The sequence below is a fragment of the Maribacter luteus genome, assembly GCF_009674825.1.
GTDB lineage: Bacteria > Bacteroidota > Bacteroidia > Flavobacteriales > Flavobacteriaceae > Maribacter_A > Maribacter_A luteus.
Window position 1 is genome coordinate 432 of sequence record NZ_WKJH01000028.1, and the last position, 22,179, is coordinate 22,610.

Annotated in this window: 22 protein-coding genes; 13 read left to right on the plus strand and 9 right to left on the minus strand. The window is 39.7% G+C overall.

The genetic code is table 11. The annotated features are described in order from the left end of the window. From GJ691_RS16320 to GJ691_RS19600, 5 genes are all read left to right on the plus strand, one after another. The coding region (locus tag GJ691_RS16320) for a hypothetical protein (protein WP_425481748.1) at nt 1-1,762 on the plus strand (1,762 nt) is incomplete at its 5' end. A 1-nt stretch (nt 1,763) separates the two neighbouring features. Further along, the gene (locus GJ691_RS16325) at nt 1,764-2,930 is read left to right on the plus strand and encodes a T9SS type B sorting domain-containing protein (RefSeq protein ID WP_154368836.1); all 1,167 of its coding nucleotides are present in this window, start codon (nt 1,764-1,766) and stop codon (nt 2,928-2,930) included. 218 nt (nt 2,931-3,148) lie between these two features. Further along, entirely contained in the window at nt 3,149-3,889 is a 741-nt protein-coding gene (locus GJ691_RS16330; protein ID WP_154368838.1) for a M15 family metallopeptidase, read from the plus strand. 39 nt (nt 3,890-3,928) lie between these two features. After that, nucleotides 3,929-4,690 (plus strand): M48 family metalloprotease, encoded by a 762-nt coding sequence (locus GJ691_RS16335; RefSeq protein ID WP_154368841.1) that lies wholly within the window; start codon nt 3,929-3,931, stop codon nt 4,688-4,690. 133 nt (nt 4,691-4,823) lie between these two features. Beyond that, nucleotides 4,824-4,991: a DUF6747 family protein gene (locus GJ691_RS19600; RefSeq protein WP_179955156.1), complete on the plus strand. Its 168-nt coding sequence runs from the start codon at nt 4,824-4,826 to the stop codon at nt 4,989-4,991. A gap of 104 nt (nt 4,992-5,095) precedes the next feature. On the opposite strand, the gene GJ691_RS16340 is transcribed toward GJ691_RS19600, so the two are convergent. Further along, nucleotides 5,096-5,491 carry an ankyrin repeat domain-containing protein gene (locus tag GJ691_RS16340; RefSeq protein WP_154368843.1) on the minus strand — a complete coding sequence of 132 codons (396 nt, stop codon included), beginning with the start codon at nt 5,489-5,491 and terminating at the stop codon, nt 5,096-5,098. Between the two features lie 242 nt (nt 5,492-5,733). Between GJ691_RS16340 and gpmI the strand changes: the two genes are divergently transcribed. The 4 genes from gpmI to GJ691_RS16360 all read left to right on the plus strand — a co-directional run bounded on the left by gpmI (nt 5,734) and on the right by GJ691_RS16360 (nt 9,761). After that, entirely contained in the window at nt 5,734-7,236 is a 1,503-nt protein-coding gene (gene gpmI / locus GJ691_RS16345) for a 2,3-bisphosphoglycerate-independent phosphoglycerate mutase (protein ID WP_154368845.1), read from the plus strand. Nucleotides 7,237-7,250: 14 nt separating this feature from the next. Further along, nucleotides 7,251-8,036, plus strand: a complete 786-nt coding sequence (locus tag GJ691_RS16350) for an ABC transporter substrate-binding protein (RefSeq protein ID WP_154368847.1) — start codon at nt 7,251-7,253, stop codon at nt 8,034-8,036. Nucleotides 8,037-8,110: 74 nt separating this feature from the next. Next, a complete protein-coding gene (gene map, locus GJ691_RS16355) occupies nt 8,111-8,929 on the plus strand; it encodes a type I methionyl aminopeptidase (RefSeq protein ID WP_154368849.1) in 819 nt (272 codons plus the stop codon). Between the two features lie 64 nt (nt 8,930-8,993). Then, a complete protein-coding gene (locus GJ691_RS16360; protein WP_154368851.1) occupies nt 8,994-9,761 on the plus strand; it encodes a class I SAM-dependent methyltransferase in 768 nt (255 codons plus the stop codon). Here the strand turns inward: GJ691_RS16360 and GJ691_RS16365 are convergent. The 8 genes from GJ691_RS16365 to GJ691_RS16400 form a co-directional block, all read right to left on the minus strand. After that, nucleotides 9,758-10,837, minus strand: a complete 1,080-nt coding sequence (locus GJ691_RS16365) for an FAD:protein FMN transferase (RefSeq protein ID WP_246200211.1) — start codon at nt 10,835-10,837, stop codon at nt 9,758-9,760. The genes GJ691_RS16360 and GJ691_RS16365 overlap by 4 nt on opposite strands. Continuing rightward, nucleotides 10,815-11,171 (minus strand): Na(+)-translocating NADH-quinone reductase subunit F, encoded by a 357-nt coding sequence (locus tag GJ691_RS16370; RefSeq protein ID WP_154368853.1) that lies wholly within the window; start codon nt 11,169-11,171, stop codon nt 10,815-10,817. The genes GJ691_RS16365 and GJ691_RS16370 overlap by 23 nt, the downstream gene beginning before the upstream one ends. A gap of 89 nt (nt 11,172-11,260) precedes the next feature. Next, the gene (gene nqrF, locus GJ691_RS16375; protein WP_154368855.1) at nt 11,261-12,568 is read right to left on the minus strand and encodes an NADH:ubiquinone reductase (Na(+)-transporting) subunit F; all 1,308 of its coding nucleotides are present in this window, start codon (nt 12,566-12,568) and stop codon (nt 11,261-11,263) included. 2 nt (nt 12,569-12,570) lie between these two features. Continuing rightward, entirely contained in the window at nt 12,571-13,317 is a 747-nt protein-coding gene (gene nqrE / locus GJ691_RS16380; RefSeq protein WP_154368857.1) for an NADH:ubiquinone reductase (Na(+)-transporting) subunit E, read from the minus strand. A gap of 21 nt (nt 13,318-13,338) precedes the next feature. Next, nucleotides 13,339-13,986, minus strand: coding sequence for an NADH:ubiquinone reductase (Na(+)-transporting) subunit D (locus GJ691_RS16385; RefSeq protein ID WP_154368859.1), 648 nt, complete (start codon nt 13,984-13,986; stop codon nt 13,339-13,341). 1 nt (nt 13,987) lies between these two features. After that, the gene (locus tag GJ691_RS16390) at nt 13,988-14,737 is read right to left on the minus strand and encodes a Na(+)-translocating NADH-quinone reductase subunit C (RefSeq protein ID WP_154368861.1); all 750 of its coding nucleotides are present in this window, start codon (nt 14,735-14,737) and stop codon (nt 13,988-13,990) included. Between the two features lie 2 nt (nt 14,738-14,739). Then, nucleotides 14,740-16,023, minus strand: a complete 1,284-nt coding sequence (locus GJ691_RS16395) for an NADH:ubiquinone reductase (Na(+)-transporting) subunit B (protein WP_154368863.1) — start codon at nt 16,021-16,023, stop codon at nt 14,740-14,742. A 3-nt stretch (nt 16,024-16,026) separates the two neighbouring features. Beyond that, nucleotides 16,027-17,379, minus strand: coding sequence for a Na(+)-translocating NADH-quinone reductase subunit A (locus tag GJ691_RS16400; RefSeq protein WP_154368865.1), 1,353 nt, complete (start codon nt 17,377-17,379; stop codon nt 16,027-16,029). Between the two features lie 151 nt (nt 17,380-17,530). Here GJ691_RS16400 and GJ691_RS16405 point away from each other — a divergent pair, with 151 nt between their 5' ends. From GJ691_RS16405 to pruA, 4 genes are all read left to right on the plus strand, one after another. Further along, nucleotides 17,531-18,775 carry a type IX secretion system plug protein gene (locus tag GJ691_RS16405; protein WP_154368867.1) on the plus strand — a complete coding sequence of 415 codons (1,245 nt, stop codon included), beginning with the start codon at nt 17,531-17,533 and terminating at the stop codon, nt 18,773-18,775. A gap of 28 nt (nt 18,776-18,803) precedes the next feature. Continuing rightward, nucleotides 18,804-19,937, plus strand: coding sequence for a DUF3667 domain-containing protein (locus tag GJ691_RS16410; protein ID WP_154368869.1), 1,134 nt, complete (start codon nt 18,804-18,806; stop codon nt 19,935-19,937). Between the two features lies 1 nt (nt 19,938). Continuing rightward, nucleotides 19,939-20,331 (plus strand): Co2+/Mg2+ efflux protein ApaG, encoded by a 393-nt coding sequence (gene apaG, locus GJ691_RS16415; protein ID WP_154368871.1) that lies wholly within the window; start codon nt 19,939-19,941, stop codon nt 20,329-20,331. Between the two features lie 82 nt (nt 20,332-20,413). Further along, nucleotides 20,414-22,042: an L-glutamate gamma-semialdehyde dehydrogenase gene (gene pruA / locus GJ691_RS16420; RefSeq protein WP_154368873.1), complete on the plus strand. Its 1,629-nt coding sequence runs from the start codon at nt 20,414-20,416 to the stop codon at nt 22,040-22,042. Nucleotides 22,043-22,179: the final 137 nt, after the last annotated feature.

A 22,179-nucleotide genomic window follows, 5' to 3' on the forward strand; every position in this document is an offset into this window, starting at 1 on the left:
CAAAGGAGAAGTTGGTGACAAAGGTGAAACTGGAGATAAAGGAGAAGTTGGCGATAAAGGTGAAACCGGAGATAAGGGAGAAACCGGAGATAAAGGTCTAGTCGGAGATAAAGGAGACAAAGGAGATGTTGGTGATAAAGGAGAAACTGGAGATAAAGGAGACAAAGGCGAAGTCGGAGATAAGGGGGAAGTCGGTGACAAAGGTGAAACCGGCGATAAAGGTTTAGTTGGTGACAAAGGAGACAAAGGAGATGTTGGTGATAAAGGAGAAACCGGTAACAAAGGAGAAGTCGGTGACAAAGGTGAAACCGGTGATAAGGGAGAAACCGGAGATAAAGGTTTAGTTGGAGATAAGGGAGAAACCGGTGACAAAGGTGAAACCGGCGATAAAGGAGAAACCGGCGACAAAGGTGAAACCGGAGATAAAGGTCTAGTCGGAGACAAAGGAGACAAAGGAGATGTTGGTGACAAAGGAGAAACTGGAGATAAAGGAGAAGTTGGCGATAAAGGTGAAACCGGAGATAAAGGTTTAGTTGGTGACAAAGGAGACAAAGGAGATGTTGGTGATAAAGGAGAAACCGGCGACAAAGGTGAAACCGGAGATAAAGGTCTCGTTGGTGACAAAGGTGAAGTTGGCGATAAAGGTGAAGTCGGAGATAAAGGAGACAAAGGCGAAGTCGGAGATAAGGGAGAAACCGGCGACAAAGGAGACAAAGGCGAAATCGGTGACAAAGGAGAAACCGGCGACAAAGGTGAAACTGGAGATAAAGGTTTAGTTGGTGACAAAGGAGACAAAGGTGAAACCGGAGATAAAGGTCTAGTCGGAGACAAAGGAGACAAAGGAGATGTTGGTGACAAAGGAGAAACTGGAGATAAAGGAGAAGTTGGCGATAAAGGTGAAACCGGAGATAAAGGTCTCGTTGGTGACAAAGGTGAAGTTGGCGATAAAGGTGAAGTCGGAGATAAGGGAGAAACCGGAGATAAAGGTCTAGTCGGTGACAAAGGAGACAAAGGAGATGTTGGTGACAAAGGAGAAACTGGAGATAAAGGTCTTGTTGGTGACAAAGGAGAAGTTGGTGATAAAGGCGAAGTCGGAGATAAAGGCGAAACCGGAGACAAAGGTGAAGTTGGTGATAAAGGAGAAGTCGGTGACAAAGGTGAAAAAGGTGACCAAGGTGATCCTGGATTGGATATCATCACTAACCTCGTGCAAGACACCTCTTCTGGTATAATCACATATACTAATGAAGAGACCACTTCACAAACAGCAAATGTAGTTTCCTCAGCTGCAAACAATGCAATTAGCGTAGGCCCAGATGGGGGAGCACTTTTACAGACAAAAATTATAGATTGCTATAATACTGCCTCCTATAATTTATCTACCTATTATTCAGCGGTAAGAATCAATACGACCCGAATCAACAGTAGTACCGATGTTTATAGTTTAAACACTTCAAACTACAAATTGACCATTAGTGAAGATGGTGTTTATGAAGTAGAATATACTGTATCTGCAGAAACTGACTATTATACCTATTTTGATGCAAAACTTCAAATTAATGGTACTGACGTTACTGCAAGTGAGATATATGACGGGGGATATCTTAAAAAAGTTTCAGCCTCTAGAAAGCTTTATTTAACTATAACCTCCGGAGATCAATTACAAATCTTGGCAAAAAGAACAAATTCATTTAATTATAATTGGAATGACGTCGATATTATAGCAAATGGCAGTTCAATTACTATAAAAAAATTATATTAGGATGTTCAAAAAAATACTACTGACCATCTTACTAGGCTATACAGCTTTTTCGAATGCCCAAGATGCCGTGCATAACTATGGTGCTATGCAAATACATGGTTCAACTATGGTCGGTTTTCATATGGACTTGATCAATGATGGTGAGTTCGACAAAAATTCAGGATTGGTAGGGTTTTATGGTTTTGATAAATCCATCGTGGTTTCAGGTTCCAATATCCCGGTATTTTATGATGCGGAAATCGCCGTAGACAATGGACTCTATTTGGACACCCAGATCGATGTGACCAATAATGTGAACCTTATTGTAGGTGATGTGATTACACCAAGAATAGATACGAACATTTTTACCAATTTCATGGAGAATGCCTTTTATGTTGGCGAAAATGACGTATCCCTAATAGATGGCTATGCCGCCTTCACGAACAAGGACAATTTTACTTTCCCTGTAGGTGATGATAATAGACTTAGGCCCTTGGGCATAAGCTCGGATGAGATCGACCCCTTGGTCAAATGCGCTTATTTTTATGAAGACCCTAACTCCCCTTCGGTGTTCGGCAAAAGTTTCGAGACCCAAAAAATCGCTTCCGAATACATGTCGGTCAGTGAAAAGGAATACTGGCATTTAGAAGGTGAGGCCCTGACCACAGTTACCCTAACCTGGGACGAACTGAGCAACATTGGAGCCCTGGCAGAATATCTTGGGGATCTTAAGGTAGTGGGCTGGCATAAAGAACAGGACGAATGGGTGAATTTAGGAAATACCAATGTTGAAGGTGGATTGGCAGGAGGTTCCATCACCTCACTACCGTTTATTCCCAATGACTATGAAATATTGACCCTTGGCGGTAATGCCGATAAGGTTGAGCAATTCGACACTATAGAACTTGACAATTATTACATGACCCCGAACGGCGATGGTAAAAACGATTATCTGGTCCTTGACGGTATCGAGGTTTCCCCCAATAATTCCTTACAGATATTCAATAGATATGGGGTTCTGGTCTATTCCAAGGAAAACTACCAAAATGAGTTCGATGGTACTTCGAACAGGGAATCCGTTATTTCCCGCGATATGGGATTATCCACTGGTATATATTTCTATATCATAACCATGCACGACCTTAAACAGCGTCATCAAGGATACCTGTATCTTTCCGTAAAGCAGTAGAGACATTCGAACATGTGCGCCATCTATCCTGCCTTTGCCCCCTTAGGATAAACCAAGTACTCATAATATTTGTTTAATTTTATTGTTTTGGGCATTAAAAAACGATTGAAGCCGTTATTTAATAGAAGTTCAACAAGTATGAATATTTTGGCTTTAAAAATATGGCAACATATTTGCACATAAACGCTTATAAGTCATTTTGGTATAATTAATACAGTATGAAAAGAAGATCATTCATAAAAAAAAGTAGCATTTCAGGATTGGCCTTGACATTGGCCCCCTCCCTTATGGTTGCCAAAGACCGTGAATTCGAGTATTCGGTTTTGGAGTTAATGGGGAAAGAAGACATACAATTATACGGGGAAGGTATTAACCTTAGAAAGGAAGCCCACGATGCCTTTTTGGCCATGAAAAAAGCCGCTTATAGTGATGGTATTGATTTAAAGATCGTTTCCAGTTTTAGAAATTTTGAACGACAGGAACTGATTTGGGAACGAAAATTCATTAGGTACACCGAAGACAACGGCATGCCCCCTCTCGATGCCATTGATAAAATAATAGAGTATTCCACCATTCCCGGAACCAGCAGGCATCATTGGGGTACAGATATTGATATAATCGATGGGTACCGAAAAACCAATGGCGACGTACTGGTACCGGAAAAATTCGAAGCGGGCGGGCCTTTTGAGGATTTTAAGAAGTGGATGGATGAAAATTCAAAAGAATTCGATTTCCATATCGTTTATACCAATGAACCCAAACGACGGGGTTTTAAATATGAACCATGGCATTATAGCTATGCACCTATCTCGATTCCGATGCTTACGGCCTTCCGAAGATTGAATTTAGTGCAATTACTACGTGAAGAGAATTTTTATGGCAGTGAGCATTTTACATCCGGCTTCATCAAAAATTACTTACGTAATAATATTTTAGATATAAATACCGCACTTTTATAGGTTTTTTATATATTGGGCCAACACTGAACAAAACTAACCATGAGAAGAGGCAGTTGGAAAATTAGAATCTTTATTGGCTTGGCCATTGTTGCATTTGCCTTTATTCAAAGATGCAGCAACAAAGAAGAGAACCCATACACAGGAAGGGTACAGAACATTAATATGAGTTCTGAACAAGAGATTGCCATCGGCGTACAAAGTGCTCCTGAAATGGCTGCACAACACGGGGGGCTATACCCAGATGAACGCCTTCAATCCTTGATCGATTTTGTAGGTAAAAAGTTAGTTGACAATAGTATTGCCCGTGAAACCCCGTATGAATACGATTTTCATTTATTGGCCGATGAGCAGACCATAAACGCTTTTGCATTGCCTGGTGGTCAGATCTTCATCACCTATGCCCTATTCTCCCAACTTAACGAAGCACAATTGGCCGGTGTCCTAGGACATGAGATCGGTCATGTTATCGGTAGACATTCTGCCGAACGTATCGCGGACAGCAATTTTTGGCAAACCGTGACCATGGGAGCAACTGTTGGTGCAGATGCCGGGGGTATCGTAGGTAGCATTGGTCAGAACACCCTTTTAAAAAATGGTCGTGGTGATGAATTGGAAAGTGATGACCTTGGCGTTTGGTTCATGATAAATGCAGGATACGACCCTATGGAAATGATAGAGGTAATGAAAATTTTAAAAGCGGCCGCAGGCCCCAATCGAGTACCCGAATTCCAAAGTACACACCCCGATCCGGAAAACCGTATAGAAAAAATCAAGGAAGCCATAGCTAAATATGGTGGATAGTCTTTTTCAGAATTAACACAATTCAATTTGATTTAGACAATATTTTAGTATCTTTGGGCTATACCCAATTCTTTTTATTGCCTCAGATTTAACCCCTTATAGCTTTGATTTACGATCACTTAAACAAAACTATATGGGAACACTATTACATTTTAAGGACATTTACACGGAAGCATTCGAGAATTGCCGCCCGAATTTTGTTGTACTACTATTAAAAGCATACTCCATTTTCTGCGTTTTTATGCTGTCATTGGCGTTTTATGCTTTTATCTATAGGGTAGCTACGGGTTACGATTTTTGATCTTTTAAGATTCACTCTTTTACTTGAACACTATTTGAAGTGAATACATTAAAAAAAAGCACCCCACTTTCGGTGGGGTGCTTTTTTTTGTTCTCAATCTTGAATCAGCTCTGCATTTCCGCATTGATTACCTGTAAAGCCTCTTTTGCATTGGCTAACTCGGCAATTTCAGTAATAGAATGGCCCTTATTCGATTTAATACGAAGGTCAGCCCCATTTTCTATCAAAATCTTTAAGATCTCCACGCGGTTATAACGTGCAGCGAAAATGGCAGGGGTTTTTCCAAGGGATTTCCGATTTACGTCTTCCCCCATGGCAATCAACTTTTTAACCAGATCAACATCCCCCTTCACTATTGCCTTACATAACGTATTAAGTTCTACCGTTCTGAAAGAAGTGGGGTTCACGTTAAAATCCGCATTTTGGTTTTGATGATTTGCCATTGCAGCAGTGACCGTGAGCATACAAGCTGCGGTCGCGATTACGATTGTTTTTCTCATGATGATTGTTTTTTGTACCGGACAGGATCCGATAATGATTGATGAATACTATTAACTTAGTATAAATATAGACTCCAATGCCTTTAAAATGTTTCAGCATTAACTGTTAAATAACTAAATTTTAACAAATTACAACTATTTCCGAAACGATATCAGCATGCTTGTACGTTAAAAAAAAGCCCCTTAAATAACTAGTTAAACTTACCGTAACACCGTATTTTTGCATAAAGAAATTTAATACAATGAATAAAAAAGTAATCTTAATGATTTTAGATGGTTGGGGCACATCCCCTGACCCTAAAGTTTCGGCTATTGACAATGCAAACACTCCTTTTATAGACAGTTTATATACAAAGTACCCGAATGCGGCATTACGTACAGATGGGTTAAATGTAGGTCTACCGGAGGGCCAAATGGGTAACAGTGAAGTTGGGCATATGAATTTAGGTGCCGGAAGAATCGTTTATCAAGAACTGACCAGGATTAATCTTGCGATTGAAAACAACACGTTAAAGGACGAAAAAGTCTTGGTTGATGCATTTAACTATGCAAAAACGAACAATAAAAAAGTACATTTCCTAGGATTATTGAGCAATGGCGGTGTTCATTCACATATAAACCATTTAAAAGGTTTGTTAAGTGCGGCCAAGGACAATAACCTTGATAAGGTATACGTACATGCCTTTACGGATGGCAGGGATGTAGACCCTAAATCCGGAGCTTCATTTGTTGCCGACTTAGAGGATCATATGGCAAAAACCACAGGTAAAATTGCCACATTGACAGGTCGTTATTATGCTATGGATCGTGATAATAGGTGGGAAAGGGTTAAACTGGCCTATGATGTAATTGCCAATGGTATCGGTGACCCAACCGATAACGTGGTCGCAAGTTTAGAATCTAACTATGCCAATGGGGTAACGGACGAGTTTATAAAACCATTGGTTGCCGATAAAAATGGTATCGTTGAAGAAGATGATGTTATAATCTTTTTCAATTTCAGAACGGATCGTGGAAGGGAATTGACCAATATGTTGTGTCAGAACGATTTTCCTGAGTACAATACGACCAAACGAAAATTATATTATGTTACCATGACCAACTATGATGAAAGTTTTAAAGGTATCAAAGTGATTTTCAACAAAGACAATATCACTGAAACTATTGGTGAAGTATTATCCAAAGCCGGCAAAAAACAAATTAGAATAGCAGAAACGGAAAAATACCCTCATGTAACTTTCTTTTTCTCTGGAGGAAGGGAAGAGCCTTTTGAAGGTGAAAGCAGAATTCTAAGAAATTCGCCCAAAGTAGCCACTTACGACTTAAAGCCTGAAATGAGTGCTTATGAGCTTAGGGATGCTCTAGTGGAAGAATTAAAGAAGCAAGAAGCTGATTTTGTATGTCTTAATTTTGCGAATGGTGATATGGTTGGCCACACAGGTATTATGGAAGCCGCTATCAAGGCATGCGAAGCTGTAGATGTATGCGCCAAAGATGTAATCGAAACAGGTTTGGATAATGGATATTCGACCATTTTGATTGCGGATCACGGTAACTGTGAGACCATGATCAATCCCGATGGCTCACCTAATACGGCACATACCACGAATCCTGTTCCGGTAATTTTAATCGATAACGATTTAAAAGAAATAAAAAATGGTGTTTTAGGTGATGTTGCACCGACCATTTTAAAAATGATGGGTGTTGCACAGCCAGAAGCCATGACAAGAGAGTCGTTGGTATAAATCAATACGGTTAAATGCATAATACAATAAAAGACCAACTTGGAAGAACTACGGTTTTACCTAGTTGGCCTTTTCGTATTATATCATTAGTACCATCCGAAACTGAAACACTTGTAGATTTAGGTTTGGAAGAATACTTGGTCGGAATCACCCGATTTTGTGTTCATCCGGGCTACTTAAAAAAAACGAAAACCATTGTTGGGGGAACCAAAAAAGTATCATTTGATAAAATTGCCAAATTAAACCCCAATATTATCCTCTGTAACAAAGAAGAAAACACAAAAGAAATTGTTGAGACCCTTGAAAAAAAGTACGCAGTTCATGTCTCTGACGTAAACAATATAAAGAACGCTTTACAACTAATAAGACAATACGGAATCTTGTTCAATTGCCCAGATAAATCGGCCATTATGGTTTCAGGGATCGAACGAAAACAAAAAAGTTTTGAAGCCTTCATTCTTCATAAACCCAAAAAACGAGTACTTTATTTTATTTGGCAAAAGCCATGGATGCTTGCCGGAAAAGGTACATTCATAGACTATTTATTACAATTGAATGGCTTTATCAACATGAGCCCAGAAAACCCTCGATACCCCTTTATTGACAACGATTATCTAAAAAAAACCAAAGTAGATCTGGCCTTGCTTTCTTCTGAACCGTTTCCTTTTAAAGAGCAACATATCAATGATATTGAAAATACCGGCATAGAAGGAAAGGGAATCTTTGTGGATGGCGAATATTTTTCCTGGTACGGTTCCCGTCTATCATTGGCCTTTGAGTACTTTAAAAGCCTACATTAACACTTTTCACAAACCTTTTAGATTGGCATCATTTGGCTTCCAAGCTTCAAAGTAAATATTTACCTTTGCAACTTATGATTATAGTCAAAACACCCGAAGAAATAGAGTTAATGCGAGAAAGCGCATTGATCGTTTCAAAAACTCTTGGTATGCTTGCATCAGAGGTTAAGCCCGGAGTAACAACATTGTATTTAGATAAATTAGCAGAGGATTTTATTAGAGACCATGGGGCTGTCCCCGGTTTTTTAGGACTATATGATTTTCCTAATTCTCTATGTATGAGTCCAAATGCCCAAGTGGTACATGGTATACCTAACGATACCCCATTAGTTGAAGGCGATATAATTTCCATTGATTGCGGTGCCTTGAAAAACAATTATTACGGAGACCACGCCTATACTTTTGAAGTAGGGGAAGTTACTCCTGAAGTCAAGAAGTTACTCGAGGTAACCAAACAATCTTTATACATAGGAATTAAAGAATTTAAAATTGGTAACCGTGTCGGAGATGTAGGTTATGCCATTCAAAAATTCACCGAAGCCCATGGTTATGGCGTGGTACGTGAGCTCGTAGGTCATGGTTTAGGTCAAAAAATGCATGAAGACCCTGAAATGCCAAATTATGGCAGAAGAGGCCGAGGCAAAAAATTCGTTGAAGGTATGGTTGTTGCCATTGAGCCTATGACCAATATGGGTACCAAAAGAATTAAACAGCTTAAGGATGGATGGACCATTCTTACGGCAGACGGAAAACCAAGTGCCCACTTTGAGCATGATGTTGCCCTTGTTAATGGAAAACCGGAATTACTTTCTACTTTCAAATATATTTATGATGCTTTAGGTATAGTGAGTGATGAAGAGGATGAATTTAGGCAAAAGGAAATTCAATTGTAGGTTAAATCTATCTGTTCAATCGTTCCTGTAGAAAATCAGTATAGGTTCTTCCGGAAGTGATCTTATGAAAAAAATATTCAAATTTTTCCTAAACGCCATTCCGAGACCTTTGCTTATAAAGTTAAGTTATTGGGTAAGACCTTTAGTGGCCTTATGGCTTAGTGGAAAAAGATATACCGACCCGATTGATGGAAAACAATTCAGGGCTTTTTTACCCTACGGATATGAAAACCCCAGGGAAAATGTGCTGTCCCCTTCTACCCTATCACTGGAAAGACACCGATTATTATGGTTGTTCCTTCAGAAGGAAACTGATTTTTTTACGTCGAACTTAAAGGTTTTGCATTTTGCACCTGAGCAGGCTTTCTACAAAAGATTCAGGAACCTTGGCAACATTGACTATACCACCACGGATTTAAACTCCCCATTGGCCGATGTTAAAGCCGATATATGTAACCTCCCCTTTGATGATGATTCCTATGACGTGATTCTCTGTAACCATGTTTTGGAACATATACCTGAGGATGTCAAAGCCATGCAAGAATTATACCGTGTAATGAAACCTGGAGGATGGGGGATTTTTCAAATACCCCAGGATCTGAACAGGGAAAAGACTTTTGAAGACAACAGTATTACCGACCGAAAAGAACGAGCCAAGATATTTGGACAATATGACCATGTACGAATTTATGGGAGGGATTATTTTGACAAACTCCGCGATATAGGCTTCGAGGTCGAAGAAGTAGATTTCAACAAAAACCTGACGCCTGAAGAAATAGACACATATAGATTGGCCAGCACGGAAATTATTCCCTTGGTACGAAAGTCTTAGTTTACGACCAATTTCTGAAAACCTTGGGTCATGAATTCTTGGGTGTTCCCTTCTTCGTCCAAATAAATTATATAAGCCTCCAACGCCTTCTCAGCGGCCAATATTTCTTTGACCTTATCTAACGGCATTGCCATAAATGCGGTAGCATAGGCATCTGCCGTAGCACATGAGTTGGCCAAAACGGTAACTCCCAAAGTACTTGCATTTTTGGTATAACCCGTTTTTGGATCTATGGTATGCACGTATTTTTTTCCCGTTACGGAATCTATCCTAAACTTGCGATAATTCCCGGAAGAAGCCAAGGCCTTATCCTCTAACTGAATTAAAATCTTTAGCCTTCTACCCGTTTCGGCCTGTGGATCATCAATACCAACAACCCAAGGTTTTTGCTTTATTCGGTTAATCCCTTTTCCGACTAATTCCCCTCCGACTTCCAATAGATAGTCCTTGACCCCTTTTTCGTCCATCATTCTGGCCAAACGATCTATGGCATATCCTTTTGCGATGGCATTAAAATCCAAATAGGTATTGGGATATTGTTTTTCTATACGGTTTTCAGGAGTTATACTCACTTTATCCAATCCAACGAATTGCATCAAACTATCTACCGTTACACTATCCATCTCCACTTTCTTCCCTGGACCAAATCCCCAAGCATTGACCATGATACCCACCGTTGGATCAAAGTAACCCTCGGTGTGGGCGTTTATTTCTTTGGATAGATCAAATACCTCACGAAACATTTCATCGACAGTTACACCGGTTTCCCCTTTATTTATTCTTGAAATATCAGAAGTTGGGATATAGGTGGATAATGATTGGTTAACTACTGCGAAAACCGAATCAATCTCTTTTTGATAATCCAATGGCCTGTCAGCGATATAAATAATACTGTAAGATGTACCCAAAGCACCACCAGCATTGGAATTCTTTACAAATTTACCTAGAGATTGACTACAAGAAATGAAGCCCAAAACAAAAATAATCGCGCTTGAAAAAATAACAGATTTCCTTAACTGGAAAAACATTGCTGTTCTTTGCGCTCCCAAACTACTAAATTTCAATAAGTCCATCATATTCAACTAAATATTCCTCATTTAAGTATACAGGTAAACTACGGTCTGACGCGTTATACAAACCTACACCTGCATAATAGACCTTTGCTTTATGCTTTTCGGCATGGTCTTTCATATTCTGCATTAAGCCCAAGTCATAAATTTTTGGGTCTTCGGGAAAAACCACATTGCGTACCACGACAAAATGCAATTCCTTATTTTTTAAACATACAAATTGGGGGTTCTTTTTAGGTTTACTGTTGACGCCCATAAATTCATAACCCTCAGCTTCGAGCTGCCGCCCCACGATGTTCATCGCCAGATTATGTAATTCTTGTGCAGTAAGAGCTTTCATGAATATACCGGTTAAATTAAAAAAACCTGACAGCTTTTGAAAACTGTCAGGTTCGGGTTTTTATTTTTTAGATTTAAAGATTATGGACATTATCCTCCAAAATCATCAAATCGGATATTCTCATCTGGGATACCGAAATCCTCACCCATTTTCTGAACAGCCTTGTTCATCAACGGAGGACCACAGAAATATAATTCTATATCCTCTGGAGACTCGTGCTTGCTTAAGTAATTATCTATAACACAATTATGGATAAACCCTACAAAACCATCCCCAGGTGCATCAATATCAGCTTTTACTTTCCAATTATCCTCTTCCATAGGTTCGGAAAGTGCCAAATAGAATTTGAAATTAGGGAATTCCCTTTCCAACTCATAAAAATGCTCTAGGTAGAACAATTCCCTTTTGGAACGACCACCATACCAATAGGTAACTTTACGGTCGGTTTTAAGGGTTTTGAAAAGGTGATATAAATGTGAACGCATCGGTGCCATACCTGCTCCACCACCTACATATAACATTTCGGCATCGGATTCATTGATAAAGAACTCACCGTAAGGTCCTGATATAATAACCTTATCACCAGGTTTTCTTGAGAAAATATAGGAAGAAGCAATACCAGGATTCACATTCATCCAACCATTGGCTGAACGATCCCATGGTGGTGTGGCGATCCTTACGTTCAGCATGATCTCACGACCTTCCGCTGGGTAAGAAGCCATTGAATAGGCCCTTTCTACGGTCTCTGGATTTTTCATCACTAATGGCCATAGGTTGAATTTGTCCCATTCTGCCTGGAATTTATCCGGAGTCTCATGTTCCTCTGGGTGTGCCGTAATATCAATATCCGAATATTTGATCTCACATTGTGGAATCTCTATCTGGATATAACCTCCGGCTTTATAATTCATATCTTCAGGAATCTCGACAACGAATTCCTTGATAAAAGAAGCAACGTTATAATTACGTACCACGGTACCTTCCCACTTCTTAATACCGAAAACCTCTTCAGGAATGGTAATTTCCATATCCTGCTTAACTTTTACCTGACAGGCCAATCGCGCACCTTCATTCAATTCCCTTTTCGAGAAATGAGGTGTTTCCGTTGGCAAGGCTTCCCCACCACCGGACAGGACATGGCACTCACATTGTATACAGGTACCACCCCCACCACATGCTGAAGGAAGGAATATTTTTTGATTACCAAGTGTTGAAAGTAAAGATCCACCGGATCCAACTTCAATTTTTTTCTCCCCATTAATGGTAATGGTTACCGGTCCTGAAGGTGAAAGTTTTTGCTTGGCAAACAATAGGATTGCGACCAAAGCCAATAATAGAATAAGGAACGAGATTACCGTAATAAGAATTGTTCCGCCTGTACTTGTAGCTAAAATCATTTTTACTTGTTTATAGCGTCATTATATGAGATCTCTTTTTCATCGATCTCCTTTTTATTTTCTTTTTTCCCTACTTCTTCGGTTTTAGCAGCAGTCGTTGTTTCCTCAACAGCGGCCTCTTCTTCGCTACCACCGGTCAACATACCACCAAAACTCTGGAAACCGATACCCATTAAACCGGTAATAATAAAGGTTATCCCCAATCCCCTCAGTGGGGCAGGAACATTTGAATACCTGATCTTTTCACGTATTGCAGCAATGGCCAAGATGGCCAAGAACCACCCTATACCAGAACTAACACCATAATTAAAGGCCAATCCCAATGTAGCGATCTCCCTAGACTGCATAAACAATGAACCACCTAAAATTGCACAGTTAACGGCAATCAATGGCAAAAAGATACCCAATGAGTTATATAATGAAGGTGAGAATTTCTCAACTACGATTTCTACCAATTGTACCATGGTCGCTATAGTAGCGATAAAAAGGATAAAGGATAAAAAGCTTAGGTTATAATCCGCATATTCAGGTCCCAACCAGGCCAAGGCCCCGTCACGTAGTAAATACTGATCCAATAACCAGTTCATAGGCACAGTAACGGCCAATACAAAAATAACGGCAGCTCCCAAACCTACAGCAGTTGCTACTTTCTTTGATACAGCCAAATAGGAACACATTCCCAAGAATACTGCAAACACCATATTATCGATGAATATGGATCTAAAAAATAATTCTATATGCTCTAACATGATATTATTTTTTTAAACTTATTAGTTGTCTTCTATTAACGCTTTATTCCTAGAACGTTGTACCCAGATAATAATACCTACAACGATCAATGCCGCTGGAGGAATAATCATGAATCCGTTGTTTTCATAACCAAAGGCATATAGTCCGGTTTTGTTGATCGGGTTACCCAATACAGGAAAACCAAATAAAGTACCTGAACCTAAAAGTTCCCTAAAGAAACCTACGATTACCAAAATAATACCATAACCAAGGGCATTTCCTATACCATCTAGAAAAGACCTCCATGGTCCATTACCAAGTGCAAAAGCCTCGAAACGTCCCATAATGATACAGTTGGTAATGATCAACCCGACAAATACCGAAAGCGTCTTACTTAATTCATAAGCAAAAGCCTTTAAAACCTGATCTACGATAATCACCAAAGTGGCAACTACGATAAGCTGTACAATGATCCTTATTTTTGATGGAATGATATTTCGCATTAAGGATATAACCACGTTACCAATGCCCAATACAAAGAGAACTGAAATGGCCATTACAACCGAAGCCTTTAACTCAGCCGTAATTGCCAAGGCAGAACAGATACCCAATACCTGAATGGTAATAGGGTTATTATCCGCTAACGGGTCCTTTATTAAATTCGCATCTTTTTTTGAAAGTAGTGCCATATTATTTAACTCTAATCGTTTCTAAATAGTCCTTATAAAGATTTACACTTTCGCTGATCATTGCAGATACTCCATTACCTGTGATCGTAGCTCCGGCAAGTGCATCGACTTCATTATCGTCCTTGATTTCGTTCAAAGGATCATTATTACCCTTTGCCACGGCAATGCCCGCATATTTAGTACCATTTAAAATGGTTTCCCCAGCAAAATCATCCATGAAATAACGTTGCTTAATATTGGCTCCAAGACCAGGTGTTTCACCTGCATGATCAAAATAAACCCCTTGTACCACCATTTGGTCATCTAAAGCCACGAATCCCCAAATAGCGTCCCAAAGTCCTTTTCCACGCATTGGTATGATATAGAAAGTCTTTCCGTCTTTATCCCCAATGAACAAAGGTAATTTCCTTGTTTTACCTTCTTTGGCAGCGGTAGCTTGTTTTTTAAGGTCTATCAAATAAGCCTGATCATCTTTGGTTATCTTGTCCCCTTCTATAATCAATTGTTCTTTGATATATTTTGAAAACTCACCGGCAACCTTTTCCGTAGGTACAAAGCTAACACTACCTTCGCCGACATTCTCATTGACCCCCATGGCATAAAGAATGTTCTGTTGTTTTTCCAATCGTTTATTCTCATCGATCTTTCCACTCAAGGAAGAGGATAAATAGGCCAAAATCGTACCGACGATAACAACCATTATGGCTGCAAAAATTACCGTGTAACTGTTCTTTTCTGTATTAATTGCCATGACTAAACTGTTTCTGCTTTTAGTTCTTCCGCTTTTCCATCCGAATCCTTTGGTAAAATGGTAGCGTTCTTAAATCGTTTTAAACGTTTGTTGATATTGGCTTTAACCACATAGTGATCAATGGTCGGAGCAAATACGTTCATCAATAAAATGGCCAAGAACACCCCTTCTGGGTATGCCGGATTGAAAACCCGTATCATAACTGACATAAAACCGATCAAGAAACCATAGATCCATTTTCCTTTATTGGTTTGGGAACCCGTTACCGGGTCGGTAGCCATATAGACAATACCAAAGGCCAGGCCACCTACCAATAAATGTTTCCAATATTCAAAACTCATTAAACCGTAGAAATTACTGGCTTCGGAAATGATTCCAAAATCAACTACAAGGTTAAAAATGTAACCCATAACCAAAGAACCTATAACGGCACTCAACATTATACGCCAACTTGCTATTTTACTAAATATCAAGAACAACCCTCCTAAAAGAATCAAGAATGTGGATGTTTCCCCAACTGAACCCGGTATAAAACCAAAGAACATATCGGATATGGAATAATTAAGTTCAGCAAGATTGTTTTGGGCCAAAGCACCTAATACCGTTTCACCGGAAATAGCATCCGCAGTCCCGGTTCTTTCAACCGCCTGGTATACCCAGACCTTGTCTCCACTCATCCATGTGGGATATGCGAAAAACAAGAAGGCACGTATAGTCAATGCCGGATTTAAAATATTCATTCCGGTACCTCCAAAAACTTCTTTCCCTATAACCACACCGAATATAACGGCAACAGCCAACATCCATAACGGTGTATCAATAGGAACGATCAAAGGAACCAGCATCCCGGTAACCAAATACCCTTCTTCAACTTCATGGCCCTTGATGACCGCAAAAATAAATTCGACCAATAAACCTACCCCGTAAGAAACAACTACCAATGGTAGAACCTTGATGATTCCTATCCAAAAATTATCCCAGGTCAGGAAATTGCCCCAAACCGATAATTCTCGTGGCACATTATTGGCGGCGTCAATTGCCGCATAATATTGATACCCAGCATTGAACATTGAAAAAAGCAAAACTGGAATCAATGCCATGATCACCATATTCATAGTTCGCTTCAAATCATCCGCACCACGCACGTGTGCACCTGAATGTGTCGTATCATCCGGAGAGAACAAGAACGTATGGATCGCGTTGAACGCAGGTGCCATCTTCTTATCCCTGTAATGATGCTTTAGTATGTGCAGTCTTTTTTTAAAGGTCAGTCTTTTATCACTCATCTCTTAGCCTATTTCTTTATATAATAAATCCAATCCCTCACGAATGATTTTCTGATGGGGCTGCTTGGAAATGCAAATAAATTCAGTTAAAGCAAAATCTTCCGGAGCCACTTCGTAAAGCCCCAGTTGTTCCATTTCATCAAGATCTTTGATCATGCACGCCTTAAGCAATTGCATAGGAAAAATATCCAATGGGAAAACTTCCTCATATTGCCCCGTTACGACAAATGCCCGATGCTCACCATTGGTATTGGTATTTAGATCATATTTCTTTTTAGGGTTTAACCATGAGAATGTCAATGCCCTTGTAGTGGACACCTTATTGAAAACAGGTAGCGCCCATCCGAACATCTCATAATCGTCTCCTTCGGGAATGGCGGTTACGGTGTTGTTGTAATATCCTAAATGCCCGTCCGGTTTACTTTTGGCACCTGTCAATACATCGCCGTTGATTACCCTAAAATTATCATTGTTCACTCCACTACTATATAAGAAAGTAGAGATCTCCGCCCCTATTTTCGTCGTGTAGTATTTTGGGGACTTTACAGACGAGCCACCAAGCGCAACGATACGCTCCGCATTGAACTTTCCGGTCAAAAGCAGCTCCCCGATCATAACCAGATCCTGTGGAGAAACCGTCCAAACAACTTCACCCTTGTTGATAGGGTCCAATTTATTTATCTGGGTACCCACCAACCCTGCAGGGTGCGGACCTGAAACTTTATGTAATTCTATACCGTTCAATCCTGCCAATGGCGAATTTGAACTTGCCCCAACCGAAACATGCACTTTTCCCGGGGTTAATTTACCCAATGCAGTAATGGCAGCCTGCAGCTCTTTTTCCTTACCTTTTAAAACATAGTCACTATCAGCAGCCAAAGGGGCCGTAGTATAACCTGAAATGAAAATCGACTTTGGGTTCGCATCAGGATTCGCTATGATATCGTAAGGTCTTTGCTTAATAAACGGCCAACATCCTGTTTTTAACAAATGCGCCTTAACCTCGGCTGAGCTTGCCTTCCCGGCATCAAAAGTTCCATGTTCAACGATTGCCTGTGTTTTATCGGCAAGTATCTTAAGAGAAAGTATTTTTCGCCTTGCCCCACGTTCAATCTCAACTAACTCACCACTTACCGGGGATACGAACAACATCACCTCATTCGCTTTATTGTAGAACAAAGGTTCGCCAGCTTTAACCTCAGCACCTTGTTTTACCAGCATTTTGGGTGTTATTCCGTGAAAATCTTCCAGGTGTATGGCATAAACGTTGCTTAAAACCGCCTTGGCTGTAGTTTGTTCGGCAGCACCGACCAAGTTAATGTTTAAGCCCTTTCGTATTCTGATGTCTTTAGACATAAATTGTAGACCTTAGGTTAACAAAATTTCGGGCAAAAATAGCATTTAATGGAAAGTAATCATAATTATCTCCTATAAATTTGGGCAATTCATCGATGTAAATTTGCTAGGTATGGTTTTTGTTTACCTTTACCATAAAATACATTGACTAATGCAGCTTTTTCTTAAACGATCCATACTACTGCTAATTACCCCATTTATGTTTGGCCAAACCATGGAGGAAGTCAATCCTCCCGAGAACATAAAATCGATCATTTTCAAAGGGGAAAACGATGACCAGTTCCCTGTTGTTCAAATCGGCGAATCCATTTTTTTGGAATTTGACGACTTATTGGCCAATGAACAGGATTATTACTATAAAATAATTCATTGTGATTATGACTGGAAACCTTCCAGGCTATTAAAATCCCAATATCTAAAAGGCATTGACAACCAACGTATCCTGGACTATGAAAACAGCTACACAACATTACAACCGTATTCCAATTACAAATTGACCATACCCAATGAAAATGTGGGGGTAAAGGTCAGCGGCAATTTTATCCTAGAAGTATACAATAGTGGCAACGACCTGCAGTTCTCAAGAAAGTTCGTAGTCTACAAAGACCTTGTTACTGTAAGTGGGGTCATAAAACGTTCAAGGGATTTTACTTTCCTCAATGAAAAACAGGTAGTTCAGTTTAATTTAAATCCAGGTAGTTTTAAATTGGTCAACCCTAAAAATGAAGTCAAGGTGGCCATCCTTCAAAACTACCATTGGCCAACGGCATTGTTCAACATAGCCCCACAATTTACCATGGGCACTGAACTTGTTTATAAATACGATCAGGAAACCGCTTTTTTTGGAGGGAACGAATATTTGAATTTCGACACAAAGGACCTCAGGGTATCAAGTTCGGAAATATCACATATTGAAATCGGCGATCTATACCAGCATTACCTTTTTCCCGATACGTTCAGGGCAGACAAACCTTACACATATTACCCCGACATTAATGGCGATTTCGTTGTTCGTGCCCTACAAGGGGATGATTCATCACGAGAGGCCGAATATACCGAGGTTCATTTCAGCGTACCCTATAACCCTGTCGTTGGATTGGACAATGTGTATATCTACGGTAAATTCAATAATTATGCCTTGACCCCTGAAAATAAAATGGCCTATAACGAGGACAATGGTATGATGGAGGGCATTTTAAAATTGAAACAAGGATTCTACAACTACAAATATGTTGTTGAACGGGATGATGAAACCGTTGACCTGAATCCTATTTCGGGTAATTTTCATGTTACGGAAAACACCTACCTCATCTTGGTTTACTACCGTAACTTCGGGGATATCTTTGATAGCATCATAGGAGTGGGATCTACCAATTCCCAAAATATCAGCAATTGATGTATATTTATCAACTTGAGTGTTGAATATGGGCAATAAACTGATTTCTTTTACAAAAAAAAGAGACGAACTGAAATACAGGGGAACCACCTGTAAAAATTGCGGGCACCCACTTGAACTTAGTGACAAGTTCTGTCCTAACTGCTCGCAAGCGAACAGTGTTAAGAAGTTGACCCTTCGTGATTTTTTCGATGAATTTTTCGCAAGTGTCATTTCATACGACTCTAAACTCCTAAAAACCCTCTCTGCCCTTTTATGCAGACCAGGAAGAATAACCAAGGATTATGTTAACGGCAAAAGGGTATCCTATACCAATCCGTTCCGGTTTTTATTGAGTTTGGCCATCATCTATTTTTTGGCCATAAGTTTTAATAGCGATTTTTCGCAGTTGGACGACTATGCCATTGACGAAAAAGCCTCTTCGTTCATTGGTGACAACGGAACCCTTAATTTAAATTTTGGGGACAATGAACAACAAAACGAGTTGTCACAAGTAATGGATTCTTTGAAAATAGCGGACAATATCCTTAAGATCTCCGAACGGATAAAGAAAAGGGACTCTATTATTCTGAGCCACCCAACGAGTAGTTTCAACACCTACCAGGACAGTACTTTTGGGAATCGTTTTTCCGGAAAGTACAAAGTCATCAGCCTCCTTATCAATCAAAAAGAGGTAAAATCGTACAGCAAGTTATTGGATGAATACGATATTGAGGACACCAATGAAAACAAGATCGTTTTCAATACGGCCAAGAGCGTAAGCAAGTTTTCCAAGCAACCAGGAAGCTTTTTGAACGAGCTGATTTCAAAACTGCCTTTCGCAACTTTTTTCTTTTTACCTCTATTTGCCATCTTCATTTGGCTGGTTTACATCAGAAAAAAATATACTTATACCGATCATCTCATCTTTAGCTTTCATAATCAGTCTTTGTTATTTATCTTGCTCATTATTAGTTTCTTGGTAGACTCTGTATTTAAGGTGGACAGCAACGGGATCTTTATTACCATTTTTTCCGTCTATCTCTTTATGGCAATGAAAAGATTCTACGAACAAGGAACTCTTAAAACAATAGTTAAATATCTTTTTTTGAACACTATTTTTTTTATTTTAGCTGGCATTTCAGTAATTCTACTGTTCACTGGGAGCTTAATAACATATTAGAATGAGGACGATAACACAAGTAACGAAAGGCATAAAAATATCAGTGAACACAAGTTTTGAAGGTACGTTCTTCAAAAATTACAAAATGCATTTCGCTTTTGGGTATACCATTACCATTGAAAACCAAAGCAAGGACCTTGTTCAATTGAATTCCCGCCATTGGCAAATCTACGATTCCTTGAATGAGATCGAAATATTGGATGGCGAAGGAGTCATCGGCGAAAAACCAGTAATAAAACCAGGAGAGTCGCACACATACAATTCAGGATGTTTATTGGCCTCGACCATCGGAGCCATGAAAGGACACTACAACATGATGAACCTAGAATCTTCCGAAGAGTTCAGGGTTTACATACCCACTTTTAAATTCAGCGCACCTTTTGCCTTGAATTGATTCTCTTTTTACAGAATATTTAGTTTTTTATCCATTCCCAAATAAGTACCTTTGGGCAGTTTTCAATTTAAAAAATACAACTATGGGTAAAGGTTTTTTTCAGGTTCCAACGGCCATTAATGAGCCGATCAAAAGTTATTCTCCCGGAAGTCCGGAAAGAAAAGAAGTACTGGAACAGTATAAAACATATTATAACGGAAACGAGGATATTCCATTTTACATAGGCGACTTAGAAATCAAAACAGGGAAGACCAGAACTATCTCCCCACCACATGACCACAAGCATATTGTTGGCCAATATCATTTGGCAGAAAAACAACATGTTGAAAAGGCCATAAAAAATGCGTTGGCTTCACGCAAAGCATGGGCCGACCTTACTTGGGAGCAAAGAGCGGCAATATTCTTAAAAGCCGCAGAATTGATTGCCGGGCCTTACAGGGCAAAGATCAACGCCGCCACTATGATCGCCCAATCAAAAACTATACACCAAGCTGAAATCGACGCAGCTTGCGAGCTTATTGATTTTCTTAGGTTCAATGTGGAATATATGTCCCAAATCTATGAGGAACAGCCAGATTCTGCCGAAGGTATTTGGAACCGTGTTGAATATCGACCTTTAGAGGGATTCGTTTATGCCATAACACCATTCAATTTTACGGCTATTGCGGGTAATTTACCGGCAAGTGCCGCCATGATGGGTAACGTTGTCGTTTGGAAACCTAGTGATAGTCAAATTTTTTCGGCTAAAGTTGTGATGGATGTATTCAAGGAAGCCGGTGTACCTGACGGTGTCATTAATATGGTATGTGGCGACCCTGTCATGATATCAAAAACAATAATCGACAGTCCTGATTTCTCCGGACTTCATTTTACGGGTTCAACTTTTGTTTTCAAAGAATTATGGAAACAGATCGGAAACAATATCCATACTTATAAAACCTACCCAAGAATCGTAGGTGAAACAGGTGGTAAGGACTTTATCCTCGCCCATCCAACAGCAAAACCCCAACAAGTTGCAACGGCAATTACACGAGGAGCATTTGAATTCCAAGGCCAAAAATGTAGTGCGGCCTCTAGGGTATATCTTCCAAAATCAACATCGAAGGAAATTTTGGAATTGGTGAAAAAAGATGTGAATACTTTCAACAAACCCGGTTCTCCTGAAGATATGACCAATTTTATTACCGCGGTAATACATGAAGGCTCGTTCAATAAGTTGGCAAAATATATTGACCAAGCCAAAAAGGACAAAGAAGCGGAAATCGTCGTTGGGGGCAATTATGACAAATCAAAAGGTTACTTTATAGAACCTACGGTAATACTGACTACTGACCCACATTACACAACCATGGAAACCGAATTGTTCGGCCCTGTCGTAACCGTGTACGTCTATGACGATAATGATTGGTCAGAAACATTGGAGTTAATTGATAACACCTCTGAGTATGCCTTAACAGGTGCCGTTCTATCAAAAGACCGTTACGCTATTGAAGAAGCAACGAAAGCCCTGCAAAATTGCGCCGGAAACTTTTACATAAACGACAAACCGACAGGGGCAGTTGTTGGCCAGCAACCTTTTGGAGGTGCCCGCGCATCAGGTACCAACGATAAAGCAGGTTCTGCCCAAAACCTACTTCGATGGGTCTCACCTAGACTGATCAAAGAAACCTTTGTGACCCCAGAAGACTATAGATATCCATTTTTGGGATAACACCCAATAATTATATCAACAAAAAATCCCTTACCAATAAAATCAGTAAGGGATTTTTTTTATTCCCATTTCCCATCTTTCGAAGGGAAGAAACCGAAAAATTTAAAAAAAGGCTACAATACCTTAAATCACCAAAA

What these genes read in the sequence shown, in the direction of transcription:
- GJ691_RS16325 (WP_154368836.1), top strand. Translation starts at nt 1,764, where the DNA reads ATGTTCAAAAAAATACTACTGACCATCTTACTAGGCTATACAGCTTTT.
- pruA (WP_154368873.1), top strand. Translation starts at nt 20,414, where the DNA reads ATGGGTAAAGGTTTTTTTCAGGTTCCAACGGCCATTAATGAGCCGATC.
- GJ691_RS16365 (WP_246200211.1), bottom strand. Translation starts at nt 10,837, where the DNA reads ATGATGGACTTATTGAAATTTAGTAGTTTGGGAGCGCAAAGAACAGCA.
- GJ691_RS16335 (WP_154368841.1), top strand. Translation starts at nt 3,929, where the DNA reads ATGAGAAGAGGCAGTTGGAAAATTAGAATCTTTATTGGCTTGGCCATT.
- GJ691_RS16330 (WP_154368838.1), top strand. Translation starts at nt 3,149, where the DNA reads ATGAAAAGAAGATCATTCATAAAAAAAAGTAGCATTTCAGGATTGGCC.
- GJ691_RS19600 (WP_179955156.1), top strand. Translation starts at nt 4,824, where the DNA reads ATGGGAACACTATTACATTTTAAGGACATTTACACGGAAGCATTCGAG.
- GJ691_RS16370 (WP_154368853.1), bottom strand. Translation starts at nt 11,171, where the DNA reads ATGAAAGCTCTTACTGCACAAGAATTACATAATCTGGCGATGAACATC.
- GJ691_RS16340 (WP_154368843.1), bottom strand. Translation starts at nt 5,491, where the DNA reads ATGAGAAAAACAATCGTAATCGCGACCGCAGCTTGTATGCTCACGGTC.
- GJ691_RS16410 (WP_154368869.1), top strand. Translation starts at nt 18,804, where the DNA reads ATGGGCAATAAACTGATTTCTTTTACAAAAAAAAGAGACGAACTGAAA.
- apaG (WP_154368871.1), top strand. Translation starts at nt 19,939, where the DNA reads ATGAGGACGATAACACAAGTAACGAAAGGCATAAAAATATCAGTGAAC.
- map (WP_154368849.1), top strand. Translation starts at nt 8,111, where the DNA reads ATGATTATAGTCAAAACACCCGAAGAAATAGAGTTAATGCGAGAAAGC.
- GJ691_RS16360 (WP_154368851.1), top strand. Translation starts at nt 8,994, where the DNA reads ATGAAAAAAATATTCAAATTTTTCCTAAACGCCATTCCGAGACCTTTG.
- gpmI (WP_154368845.1), top strand. Translation starts at nt 5,734, where the DNA reads ATGAATAAAAAAGTAATCTTAATGATTTTAGATGGTTGGGGCACATCC.
- GJ691_RS16385 (WP_154368859.1), bottom strand. Translation starts at nt 13,986, where the DNA reads ATGGCACTACTTTCAAAAAAAGATGCGAATTTAATAAAGGACCCGTTA.
- GJ691_RS16400 (WP_154368865.1), bottom strand. Translation starts at nt 17,379, where the DNA reads ATGTCTAAAGACATCAGAATACGAAAGGGCTTAAACATTAACTTGGTC.
- GJ691_RS16350 (WP_154368847.1), top strand. Translation starts at nt 7,251, where the DNA reads ATGCATAATACAATAAAAGACCAACTTGGAAGAACTACGGTTTTACCT.
- nqrF (WP_154368855.1), bottom strand. Translation starts at nt 12,568, where the DNA reads ATGATTTTAGCTACAAGTACAGGCGGAACAATTCTTATTACGGTAATC.
- GJ691_RS16395 (WP_154368863.1), bottom strand. Translation starts at nt 16,023, where the DNA reads ATGAGTGATAAAAGACTGACCTTTAAAAAAAGACTGCACATACTAAAG.
- GJ691_RS16390 (WP_154368861.1), bottom strand. Translation starts at nt 14,737, where the DNA reads ATGGCAATTAATACAGAAAAGAACAGTTACACGGTAATTTTTGCAGCC.
- nqrE (WP_154368857.1), bottom strand. Translation starts at nt 13,317, where the DNA reads ATGTTAGAGCATATAGAATTATTTTTTAGATCCATATTCATCGATAAT.
- GJ691_RS16405 (WP_154368867.1), top strand. Translation starts at nt 17,531, where the DNA reads ATGCAGCTTTTTCTTAAACGATCCATACTACTGCTAATTACCCCATTT.